We start from the raw sequence: 11,039 nt of genomic DNA on the forward strand, positions 1-11,039 counted from the left end.
CGCATCCGGCAGTCCTGCCCGCTGTGGCATGGCATCATCGGCGCCCCGTTCCATCATGACAGGCATTCGATGTCGCTTCGCCGCATTCTCCGGCCCGCAACTGCTGCCATGCTGCTGTCCACCGCGTGCGCTGCGGCAGCGCTCGCGCTCCTTCTGCTGCCAACGTCTCTGCACGCCGCCGACGCGCAGGTGTCCAAGACCCGGGAAGACAGCGTGGCCATCGTTGCCGACATGCGGCGCGTGGTCACCGATCACGGTGTCGAACGCCTCGAGAAAGTCCGGATCGGCGGCATCGATCAATGGGTTTCCATTCGCGGCAGCGATCGCCGCAATCCCGTGCTGTTGATGCTCCACGGCGGTCCGGGTTGGGTGTCGATGCCGACGAGCTGGTACTTCCAGCGTGGCTGGGAGGAGTTTTTCACCGTCGTGCAGTGGGACCAGCGCGGCGCGGGCAAAACCTACGCGAGCCATGATCCCGACGCGATCGCCCCGACGATGACCCGCGAACGCATGGTGGCCGATGCCGTGGAGATGGTGGCCTGGCTGCGCGAGGCGTTCTCGCAGGACAGGATCTTCGTGCTGGGCCAGTCCTGGGGCAGTTATCTGGGACTCGAGGTGGCGCGACAGCGGCCGGAGTGGCTGCATGCCTACATCGGCGTCGGCCAGATCTCGAATGCACCGGAAAGCGAGCGTCGTGGCTGGGCATGGACGCTGGAACAGGCTCGCCAGGACGGCAATGCGGAAGCTGTCGAGGAATTGATGTCGCTGCAGCCCTACGCGCAGGGCACGGCGCCGGTCCCGCTGGACGATCTGTTCAAGCAACGCAAATGGCTCAACCACTACGGCGGCATGGTCCACAACCGCCGCGGCGGACAGGCCGAGGCTGCGGCCCTGTGGCTGGCACCCGAGTACACCGATGCCGATCTGGCAGCGGTCTGGGCCGGCAATGACTACTCGATGACGCATCTCCTGTCCGGGGTCCTGACGCTGGACATGACCACGATCCGCGAGCTCCAGACCCCGTTGTTCCTGTTCCTGGGTCGCCACGACCACAATGTGTCGTCCGAACTGGCGGCCGAATGGTTCGCGACCGTCGACGCGCCGTGCAAGGAACTGGTCTGGTTCGAGCAGTCGGCACACGAGGTCATGAACGAGGAACCGGGCAAGATGCTGCTCACGCTGGTGGCGCATGCGCGTCCGATGGCGACCGGGGCCGAAGGCCCCGGCGCATCGGTCCGGCGCTGCCGCCAGGACTAGACCGCGTCGGCTAGAACCAGGTCCTGACCCCGATCACCCAGCGCGTCTCGCGTCCGCTGCCGCCGTCGGCCTGCGCCAGCGCCCGGGTCTGGCCGAAGCTGCGCTCGTGCACGACGCCGATGTACGGCGCAAAGCGCCGGGTGACCTCGTAGCGCAACCGCAGACCGGCTTCGATCCCGTTCAAACCACTGCCGATCCGGCGCGCGGGATCCGACTCGCTGGCGGCCGAGAGCTCGACCGCCGGCTGCAGGATCAGGCGGTTGGTCAGCAACAATTCGTACTCGATCTCCAGCTCGGCGAGCACGCGGCCGCGATCGTCGACGTGCGCCATTGCCGAGACTTCGAAGAAGTACGGCGCCAGCCCCTGCACGCCGAGACTTGCGTAGGTCTTGGCACGCCCCGGCGCGAACACGTGATGAGCGCCGGCGACGACGTCCCACCACGGCGACACGCTGCGGCCATAGAGCGCATCCAGCGAAGCGTCGTGGGTGCGGCCGGCCACGCGCTCGCCGGCGGACTTGAGCCACAAGCGGTGCAGATCGCCGCCGATCCAGCTGTCCACTTCCCAGCCCAGGCCATGGCCGTGATCGGTATCGAAGCCTTCGAGTCGGTCGACGCGTACCAGATGGCGGATCGCCGAATCGCCCATCGCATGGGGATGCAACGACGGAAATGCGGCCTCGCGATCGGCCTCAGTGAGCGCAGGGATTGGCGTGCGCGGAGGCGCATCCGCAGGCAAGTCGCCTGCCCCAGGCGCAGGTCCGGCGTGGCCCTCCATCTCGGCGGCTGCTGGGTGTCCTGCTGCAGCCTCCATCCCTGCGTGATCCATCCCAGCATGATTCATTCTGGAGTGGTCCACCTGCGAATCATCGCGGGCGGGATGTCGGGCACTTGCGGGCATCGCCTGTTGCAGGCGCGCCGCATCGTCAGCAGGTGTCTCGTGCGCCGTCCGATCCGCATGTACGCCATGGTCCGTCCGGGGATGCGGACGGGTCGTTTCCACAATGGGTCGATGCGCGCCCTGCCCGGCTTGCTTGGGCGCAGCGGGGGCAGGGTGCCGGTGTGCGGACGCGCCATGCGATGCGGCCGTCGACGGCGGTCGATGCGTTTCGCCATGGCCGTGGCCATGCGCGTGGTCCTGCGCCTGCGTGCCGCCTGCAACGAGCAGCGCAGCGGCGAGCAACGTGGGCATGCACTTGCGATGCGATGTGACGGTGCTCATTCGACCACCTGCACTTCGCGGAACATGCCCGCTTCCATGTGGTACAGCAGATGGCAGTGGAACGCCCAACGTCCGAGCGCATCGGCGCGCACGCGCAAGCTCCGGCGCGTTCCGGGCGGCATGTCGACGGTGTGCTTGCGCAACTGGAAGCGACCGTCGTCGTCCTCCAGGTCGCTCCACATGCCGTGCAGATGGATGGGATGGGTCATCATCGTGTCGTTGACCAGCACGATGCGCAGGCGCTCGCCGTAGTTGAGCCGCAATGGCGCGGCGTCGCTGAATTTGATGCCGTCGAACGACCAGGCGAACTTCTCCATGTGGCCGGTCAGGTGCAACTCGACATCGCGCGACGGCGCGCGGCCATCCGGGTCGTCGAACAGGCTGCGCATCGCCCCGTAGGTCAGCACCGTGCGGCCGTTGTCGCGCAGGCCGATGCCGGGATCGTCGAGCTTCGGCGCCGGGGTCATGGTCTGCATGTCGACGAGCGGATTGCCGCGCTCGCTGTCGGGATGCGTCTGCATCGTCGTGGTGCCATGTCCGATGTCGGCATGGCCCATTGCAGTGTGGTCGTGGCCGTCACCGTGCGCGCCTGCCGCATGGCCGTCCTGCCCCATGCCCTGCCCCGCACCATGATCCATGCCATGCATGCCGCCGTGGCCCATGTCGTCCATGGTCAGGATCGGCCGTGGGTCGACCGCAGGGACCGGTGCGCGCAAGCCCTCCCTTACGGCGAGCGTGCCGCTGACGAAGCCGGTCCGGCCCATGTCCTGGGCGAAGATCGTGTAGGCATCCTGGCCTGAAGGCTCGACGATCACGTCGAAGGTCTCGGCCACGGCGATGCGGAACTCGTCGACCGTCACCGGGTGCACGTACTGGCCGTCGGCCGCGACGACGGTCATCTTCAGGCCCGGGATGCGGACGTCGAAGTAGGTCATCGCCGAGCCGTTGATGAAACGCAGGCGGATCTTCTCGCCGCTCCGGAACAGGGCGGTCCAGTTGCCTGGCGACGTCGTGCCGTTCATCAGGTAGGTGTAGGTGTGCGCATTGACGTCGGACAGGTCGGTCGGCGTCATCCGCATCTGCCCCCACGCGCGGCGGTCGGCGAGCGTGGCGCGCCAGCCGTCGCGACGCACGTCGCGGGCGAAGTCGCCGGCCGTGCGCTTGTACCAGTTGTCGTGCTCGGCCATCTGCTTGAGCCGCGTGAACAGCGCATGCGGATCGAGGTCGGTCCAGTCGGTCAGCAGCACGACGTAGTCGCGGTCGTAGGCGAAGGGTTCGGGCGCGATCGGGTCGATGATCAGCGCGCCGTACATGCCCGCCTGTTCCTGGAACCCCGAATGGCTGTGGTACCAGTAGGTGCCGCCCTGGCGTACGTCGAAGCGATACTGGAACGTCTCGCCGCGATGGATGCCGTCGAAGCTCATGCCCGGCACGCCGTCCATGTTCGCCGGCAGCACGATGCCGTGCCAGTGCACCGAGGTCATGTCGCCGAAGATCGAGCCGGCCGGCAGCGCATTGCGCACGCGCAAGGTGACCGTCGTGCCTTCGCGCCAGCGTAGGATCGGCGCGGGCAGGCTGCCGTTGAGGGTCGCGGCCGGCCGGGTGCGGCCGGTGAAGTTCACCAGTGTCTCGCCGACCACCAGGTTGAAGTCGGTGCCGGCCAGGATCCGGCCGTGCGGGGATTGCAGTGCCCAGGACGGGCGCGGCCAGGCGCCGAGGCCGGCGGCCAGGCCACCGAGCGCCAGGCCCTGGACAAAACGGCGGCGCGCGGGATCGAAGCCGCCGCGGCCAGAGAACATATCGGAAGTCATCGCTACTCCATCCGTAGGGAGCCCGGTCACACGGGCGCTGCGCCCTGCCCCTCGCGGGGTGGGCGATCGATGCGGATCAGAGGTGGGCGATGGGAGGGCGGTTCGGTTGGACAGGGGCAGGATCTGCACGCACCTGCAGTCCGTGCGCGTCGTGGCGCGTCGGCCGGGGCAGCAGCATCAGTGGGCGGAGACGCGGCATGAGCGCGATGCTGCAGCCGTGGAGGCAACGGCAACCGTCGTCGTCGCACGCCGCGTGGGGTGTGTTGGCCCTGCCCGGTTCCGACGGCGCCTGCTCGGCATCGCCGTGACAAGGAGAAGCATCGGCGCCGCCTCCATGGCCGGCGTCGTGCGTCGCGATATCGCGCGGGATCGGGGGCGAAGCGAAGACGACGCCCGTCGCCTCGATCAGCAGCAGTGCGAGCAGCAGGATGCGGACGGCAGTGGCGGAGATCCGGGGCATCGGTGCCGATTATACCGGGCCGTGCCGCCCGGCACCGGCGAGCGGCACGCCCTCCGCATCCGCCTGTTGCCGGAGCAGCGCGACCAATGCCTCGGGCGTGAGCGGCCGCGAGACGAGATAGCCCTGCGCCTCGTCGCACTGCCATTCGCGGAGTCTGGCCATCTGCTCGGGCGATTCCACGCCCTCGGCGACCGTGCGATAGCCCAGTTCGGCCGACAGCTTGAGCACCGTCCTGACCAGCCGCGCGCGGCGCTCGCTGGTCTCGATGCCGGCGAGCAGCCCGCGGTCGATCTTGATCGTGGTGGCGGGCAGCTCGTTGAGATACGAGAAGTTGCTGTAGCCCGCGCCGAAATCATCGATCGCGATGTTGAACCCCTGCGCCTGCAGCGCGGCGAGCTGGGCGGCGACCCGGCCCTTGTCGCGCAGCCATTCGCCCTCGGTGACCTCCAGCTCCAGTCGCGGCGGCGCGACGCCGAACTCGCGGGCCAGCCCGGCGACGTAATCCGGCAGCTGTCCATCGCGGAAATCCGCACCCGACAGGTTGACCGAGATGTCGAGCACGACCCCCTGCTGCTCCCAGGCCTGCAGTTGCACGAGCGCCTGGCGCAGCACCCAGCGGGTGACCAACGGCATCAGCGTCGTGCCTTCGATGACCGGGATGAACTCGTCGGGGGCGATGTTGCCGTACTCGGGATGCCGCCAGCGCAGCAAGGCCTCGACCGAGCGCAGACGCCCGGTCGACAGACGCAGCCGGGGCTGGTACATCAGCGAGAACTCATGCGTCTCCAGCGCGCGCTCGACCTGCGTGGCCAGGCGGTAATGACGTTGCAGGCGGGCGTCGCGATCACGGTCGTACGCGCACCACGTCGCGCCGGTCTCCAGCGACGCATGCATCGCGGTGACGGCACGGCGCAGCACATCGGCGGCATCGTCCGCGGAGAAACTCGCCACACCGGCGTGGAACACGGCCTGCAAGGTCAAGCCGCTGCTCATCACCGGCTCGCTGAGCCGCTCGCGCAGGTCTTCGAGGACCGCCTCGACGTCTCCTTCCGCCACGTTCGCCAGCACGAAGGCGAACCGGGTCACGCCGACGTGGTACAGCCGTGCGGTGTCGCCCAGGGCGTCTGTCAGGCGATAGCCCAACTGCCGGATGATCGATTCGACCGGCGCCACCCCCAGCGCCTGGTTCAAGCGGTGGGCGCTGGCCAGATCGAGCACGTCGATGATGCACAGGTACGACAGGGCCGGTATCCCGGGCGATGCATGCCGCAGCGATTCGCGCAGGTCCCAAGCCAGCTGCTGGCGGTTCGCCAGGCCGGTCACCGGGTCGCGCCGCCCCATCGACCGGAGCAGCGAGATCTGCCCCACCACCAGGTGCGCAAACGAACGTAGCTGCTCGCGCTCGACATCGTCCAGCCGGCGGGGCGCGTAGTCGATCAAGCAGATCGTTCCGACCTTGTAGCCGTCGCCGAGCACCAGCGGCGCACCGGCGTAGAACCGCATGCAAGGGGCCTGCGTGACCAGCGGATTGCGCGCGAACAGCGGGTCGGCGGTCAGGTCGCAGACCTCGTAGATGTCGTCCTGCTCGATTGCATGCGTGCAGACCGAGATCTCGCGGCTGCTCCCGCGCAGCTCGGTGCCGACACAGGACAGGAAGTGCTGGTCCACCTCGTCGACCAGGGAGATGAGCACCGTCTTCACCCGGAATGCGAACGCAGCCAGGGACACGATTCTGTCCAATTCAGGATGCCCCGCCAGCGACAACAGATCCAGACTGCGGATCAACGCGATCCGGTCGGCCTCATGCATCGATCTCACGTCCGTCTCCCCCCCCCTAGGCGCCTGGCGAAACGCTACTCCTGTGGCGTCGATCCGTCATGACGGCAGTGTGCCGCGCGGGACAAAAAAAAACGGGCCGCTTCGCATCGAAGCAACCCGTTCGCAGAGCGTTGAGTGGCGTCCCCACGGGGATTCGAACCCCGGTGTCCACCGTGAAAGGGTGGTGTCCTAGGCCTCTAGACGATGGGGACGCAGAAGCCTGCATCATGTCGCGGACCGGCCTTATGGTTCGCGACGAAATTGTGGTGGAGCCAGGCGGGATCGAACCGCCGACCTCCTGCATGCCATGCAGGCGCTCTCCCAGCTGAGCTATGGCCCCACAGTGGGAAGCGCGAAATTGTAGGGATGCCGTGCGGCAACGTCAACAAGTTTTCGCTTCCATCTCACTCGCAACTTGCGGCCTCCGGGTGGGTGCCTTCAGCCGAGAAGTTCGGCTTCGTTGCGAGCGAGGCGCGCATCATCCAGATTCGGACGCAAAGTTGCAACCCCATGGCCCTGCTCCACCAGATACTGCAGCCACTTGCCCAGGAACGTGTTCATGCGCAAGCGGTGGTCGACCACTTCGGCCGGCGGCGGAAACATGCCGATGACGTCCTGCCAGCGCCGGCCGACGTAGCAATGCGTCGCCTCGACCTGGCCGGCGTCGCGATACAGGCGCAGGTGCGCGGAGGGGTCCGGCTCGCCGGTCAGCGGATCGAGCATGGTGTAGCTCAGCCGCAGTTCGGTGGTGTAGCGATGCTGCGCGATCACGTCGAGTCGGACCGTCGGGGTACCCGGCGCCTGTGACAGGTAGGGGCCGGGAGACAGGTCGCCGGGATGGAACAGCCGGGTGAGCCGGACGTGGTTCTCGGCATACAGCGCCATCAGCCAGCCGAAGCGGCCCAGTGCGGGCATCCGGACACGAGTGGAGTCGACATTGGCCATGACGCGATCCTACACGCCGTGCAGTGAACCGCCCGGCAGCCCCGGTCCGCGCTGCGTCAGTACATCACCCGCTCGATGCCCAGGGTCGACATCACCTTGCTGGAAATCTCCTCGATCGAGGTATTGGTGGTGCTCAGCACCGGAATGCGCTCGGCCCGGAACAGCGACTCGGCCGCGCTGACCTCGTGGCGGCAGGTCTCGAGCTTGGCGTAGCGCGAGTTCGGGCGCCGCTCCTGGCGGATCTGGGCCAGGCGCACCGGGTCGATCGTCAGTCCGAACAGCTTGGCCCGGTGCGCGCGCAGCCGCGGCGGCAGCCGATCGTGCTCGAGATCCTCGTCGGTGAGCGGATAGTTCGCCGCGCGCACGCCGTGGTGCAGCGCCAGGTAGATGCAAGTCGGCGTCTTGCCGGCGCGCGATACCGCCACCAGGATCACATCGGCCTCGTCGTAGTTGACCGACATGCCGTCATCGTGTGCGAGCGCGAAGTTCATCGCGTTGATGCGGCGGTGGTAGGTGTCGAAGTCCACCATGCCGTGGGCACGCCCGACGCGCGACTCGCGCGCCTCGACCAGTTCGCGCTCCAGCGGCTCGATGAACGGCGCGAACACGTCGAGCACCAGGGCCCCGCTCTCCTCCAGGATGGTCGCCAGGCCCGGGTCGACGCAGGAGCTGACGACGATCGGACGTGCCCCCATGGCCTCGCCACGGGCGCGGATCAGCGCCGCGACTTCGCGCGCGCGCTCGGCGTTGTCGACGAAAGGAATCCGGTTGGTGCTGAACTGCGTGCCGCTGAACTGGGTCAGCAGGCTGTGGCCGATGGTCTCGGCGGTGATACCGGTGCCATCTGAGACGTAGAACACGGGACGGGATGTCGGCATGACGGAAGCCGTCGCATCGGCGAGCGCCGCGGCGCCCGGGAGGGCTAAAATAACCCGTCTCAGCCGGACCCGCCGGTCCGGTCTCCCCGATCACGCGACACGGAGCCTCCTCTTGAGCGCCAATATCCTGTGGCTGCACGACCTTCGACTCACCGACCTGGCCCAGGTCGGCGGCAAGAATTCTTCCCTCGGCGAGATGATCGGCAACCTGGCCAAGCTGGGCGTCTCGGTCCCCGGGGGCTTCGCCACGACGGCCGACGCGTTCAAGGCGTTCATTGCGCACAACGATCTGCACCAGCGCATCTTCGACCGGCTCGCGCCGCTCGATGTCGAGGACGTGGGCGCGCTGACCGCCGCTGGCCGCGAGATCCGCGGCTGGGTCACCCAGGCCCCGTTGCAGCCCGAGCTGGACGCCGACATCCGCACCGCCTACGAAAAGCTGGCGTCGGAGAACGGCGGCGGCGACATCGCTGTGGCCGTGCGCTCGTCGGCCACCGCCGAGGACCTGCCCGACGCCTCGTTCGCGGGCCAGCAGGAGACCTTCCTCAACGTCACCGGCGCCGACGACGTCGTGCACAAGGTCAAGGAGGTCTTCGCCAGCCTCTACAACGACCGCGCGATCGCCTACCGCGTCCACCACGGCTTCAAGCACGAGGACGTGTTCCTGTCGGCCGGCGTGCAGCTGATGGTGCGCTCGGACATCGGCGCCTCGGGCGTGCTGTTCACGCTCGACACCGAGTCGGGCTTCCGCGATGTGGTGTTCGTGACCTCGAGCTTCGGCCTGGGCGAGATGGTCGTCCAGGGCGCGGTCAATCCCGACGAGTTCTACGTCTACAAGCCCACGCTCAAGGCGGGCAAGCCGGCGATTCTGCGTCGCTCGATCGGTGCCAAGCAGCTGCGGATGGTCTACTCCGACGTCCCCGGCGAGCGGGTACGCACCGAGGACACGCCGGCCGAACTGCGCAACACCTTCTCCCTCGACGATGAGGACGTGCAGGAACTCGCACGCCAGGCGTTGATCATCGAAGAGCACTACCAGCGCCCGATGGACATCGAGTGGGCGAAGGACGGCGCCAGCGGCAAGCTGTTCATCGTGCAGGCGCGTCCGGAGACGGTGAAGTCGCGCGCCAAGAACACCCAGATCGAGCGTTTCTCGCTGGAGCAGCGCGGCGAGGTGGTCTGCGAGGGCCGCGCGATCGGCCAGAAGATCGGCGCGGGCGTGGCGCGCGTGGTCCGCCGGCTCGAGGACATGGATCGGGTGCAGCCGGGCGACGTGCTGGTGGCCGACATGACCGATCCGGACTGGGAGCCGGTGATGAAGCGTGCTTCGGCGATCGTCACCAATCGCGGCGGCCGCACCTGCCACGCCGCGATCATCGCTCGCGAGCTCGGCGTGCCGGCCGTCGTCGGTACCGGCAATGCGCTGGAAACGATCGAGGACGGCCAGGAAGTCACGGTCAGCTGCGCCGAGGGCGACACCGGCTACATCTATGCCGGCAAGCTGCCGTTCGATCGCACCACGACCGATCTGACCTCGATGCCCGAGGCGCCGCTGAAGATCATGATGAACGTCGCCAACCCCGAGCGCGCGTTCGACTTCGGCCAGTTGCCCAACGCCGGCATCGGCCTGGCACGGCTGGAAATGATCATCGCCGCGCACATCGGCGTGCACCCCAATGCGCTGCTGCAGTACGACCGGCAGGATGCGGCGACCAAGAAGAAGATCGACGCCAAGACCATCGGCTACCGCAGCCCGGTCGACTTCTACGTCGACCGCCTGGCCGAAGGCATCGCGACGCTGACTGCCTCGGTCGCGCCCCATCCGGTGATCGTGCGCCTGTCGGACTTCAAGTCCAACGAGTACGCCAACCTGATCGGCGGCAGCAACTTCGAGCCGCACGAAGAGAACCCGATGATCGGCTTCCGCGGCGCCAGCCGCTACGTGGACGATTCGTTCGCCGAAGCGTTCGCGCTCGAATGCCGCGCGGTGCTCAAGGTCCGCAACACGATGGGCCTGGAGAACCTGTGGGTGATGATCCCGTTCGTGCGCACGCTCGACGAGGGACGCAAGGTCGTCGAGGTGCTGGAGAAGAACGGCCTGAAGCAGGGCGAGAACGGCCTGAAGATCATCATGATGTGCGAAGTCCCGTCCAACGCGCTGCTGGCCGACGAGTTTCTCGACATCTTCGACGGCTTCTCGATCGGCTCCAACGATCTCACCCAGCTCACGCTGGGCCTGGATCGCGACTCGTCGATCGTCGCGCACCTGTTCGACGAACGCGACCCGGCGGTCAAGAAGCTGCTGTCGATGGCGATCAAGGCCGCACGCGCGAAGGGCAAGTACGTGGGCATCTGCGGCCAGGGCCCCTCGGACCATCCGGACCTGGCGCAATGGCTGATGGAAGAAGGCATCGAGTCGGTGTCGCTCAACCCCGATACCGTGGTCGATACCTGGCTGCGGCTCGCGAAGTCGAAGGCACGCGCGGGCTGACCGCCCTGCCCCACGAAAAGCCCGGGATGTTCCCGGGCTTTTTTGTGGTTCATCGCTGAATTCCGGGGAAGGCTGCGCGGATCTTCAGGAAGAAGTACTCCTGATCGCGGTACCCGTAGGCACGGCGCTTGATGACCTTGATGGTGTTGTTGATGCC

Annotated in this window: 9 protein-coding genes and 2 tRNA genes; 2 read left to right on the forward strand and 9 right to left on the reverse strand. The window is 67.4% G+C overall.

The genetic code is table 11. The annotated features are described in order from the left end of the window. Nucleotides 1-108: 108 nt before the first annotated feature. Complete coding sequence (locus ABE487_RS07720) at nt 109-1,257, forward strand: alpha/beta fold hydrolase (protein ID WP_346451801.1); 1,149 nt, start codon at nt 109-111, stop codon at nt 1,255-1,257. A 10-nt stretch (nt 1,258-1,267) separates the two neighbouring features. On the opposite strand, the gene ABE487_RS07725 is transcribed toward ABE487_RS07720, so the two are convergent. The 8 genes from ABE487_RS07725 to ABE487_RS07760 form a co-directional block, all read right to left on the reverse strand. Then, nucleotides 1,268-1,906: a copper resistance protein B gene (locus ABE487_RS07725; RefSeq protein WP_346451799.1), complete on the reverse strand. Its 639-nt coding sequence runs from the start codon at nt 1,904-1,906 to the stop codon at nt 1,268-1,270. A 569-nt stretch (nt 1,907-2,475) separates the two neighbouring features. Continuing rightward, nucleotides 2,476-4,290 carry a copper resistance system multicopper oxidase gene (locus tag ABE487_RS07730; protein WP_346451797.1) on the reverse strand — a complete coding sequence of 605 codons (1,815 nt, stop codon included), beginning with the start codon at nt 4,288-4,290 and terminating at the stop codon, nt 2,476-2,478. Nucleotides 4,291-4,366: 76 nt separating this feature from the next. Beyond that, complete coding sequence (locus ABE487_RS07735; RefSeq protein WP_346442475.1) at nt 4,367-4,750, reverse strand: CopL family metal-binding regulatory protein; 384 nt, start codon at nt 4,748-4,750, stop codon at nt 4,367-4,369. 9 nt (nt 4,751-4,759) lie between these two features. Further along, nucleotides 4,760-6,559 (reverse strand): GGDEF and EAL domain-containing protein, encoded by a 1,800-nt coding sequence (locus ABE487_RS07740; protein ID WP_346451900.1) that lies wholly within the window; start codon nt 6,557-6,559, stop codon nt 4,760-4,762. Nucleotides 6,560-6,704: 145 nt separating this feature from the next. Continuing rightward, nucleotides 6,705-6,780 (reverse strand) — tRNA-Glu (locus ABE487_RS07745). 52 nt (nt 6,781-6,832) lie between these two features. Further along, nucleotides 6,833-6,908: transfer RNA gene (locus tag ABE487_RS07750), tRNA-Ala, on the reverse strand. A gap of 98 nt (nt 6,909-7,006) precedes the next feature. Further along, on the reverse strand, nt 7,007-7,513 hold the full coding sequence (locus tag ABE487_RS07755; RefSeq protein ID WP_346448433.1) for a DUF1249 domain-containing protein: 507 nt from the start codon (nt 7,511-7,513) through the stop codon (nt 7,007-7,009). Between the two features lie 56 nt (nt 7,514-7,569). Further along, a complete protein-coding gene (locus ABE487_RS07760) occupies nt 7,570-8,391 on the reverse strand; it encodes a pyruvate, water dikinase regulatory protein (protein WP_346451795.1) in 822 nt (273 codons plus the stop codon). Nucleotides 8,392-8,503: 112 nt separating this feature from the next. Here ABE487_RS07760 and ppsA point away from each other — a divergent pair, with 112 nt between their 5' ends. Continuing rightward, on the forward strand, nt 8,504-10,882 hold the full coding sequence (gene ppsA, locus ABE487_RS07765) for a phosphoenolpyruvate synthase (RefSeq protein WP_346442470.1): 2,379 nt from the start codon (nt 8,504-8,506) through the stop codon (nt 10,880-10,882). Between the two features lie 49 nt (nt 10,883-10,931). On the opposite strand, the gene ABE487_RS07770 is transcribed toward ppsA, so the two are convergent. Further along, nucleotides 10,932-11,039: transposase (locus ABE487_RS07770; RefSeq protein ID WP_346448926.1), on the reverse strand; the 108-nt coding region annotated here is incomplete at its 5' end.

The organism is Luteimonas sp. TWI596 (genome assembly GCF_039674105.1).
Taxonomy (GTDB): Bacteria; Pseudomonadota; Gammaproteobacteria; order Xanthomonadales; family Xanthomonadaceae; genus Luteimonas.

Coding starts and splice junctions, on each gene's coding strand:
- ABE487_RS07720 (WP_346451801.1), top strand. CDS start 109: ATGCTGCTGTCCACCGCGTGCGCTGCGGCAGCGCTCGCGCTCCTTCTG.
- ABE487_RS07730 (WP_346451797.1), bottom strand. CDS start 4,290: ATGACTTCCGATATGTTCTCTGGCCGCGGCGGCTTCGATCCCGCGCGC.
- ABE487_RS07755 (WP_346448433.1), bottom strand. CDS start 7,513: ATGGCCAATGTCGACTCCACTCGTGTCCGGATGCCCGCACTGGGCCGC.
- ABE487_RS07735 (WP_346442475.1), bottom strand. CDS start 4,750: ATGCCCCGGATCTCCGCCACTGCCGTCCGCATCCTGCTGCTCGCACTG.
- ABE487_RS07760 (WP_346451795.1), bottom strand. CDS start 8,391: ATGCCGACATCCCGTCCCGTGTTCTACGTCTCAGATGGCACCGGTATC.
- ABE487_RS07740 (WP_346451900.1), bottom strand. CDS start 6,559: ATGCATGAGGCCGACCGGATCGCGTTGATCCGCAGTCTGGATCTGTTG.
- ABE487_RS07725 (WP_346451799.1), bottom strand. CDS start 1,906: ATGGGCGATTCGGCGATCCGCCATCTGGTACGCGTCGACCGACTCGAA.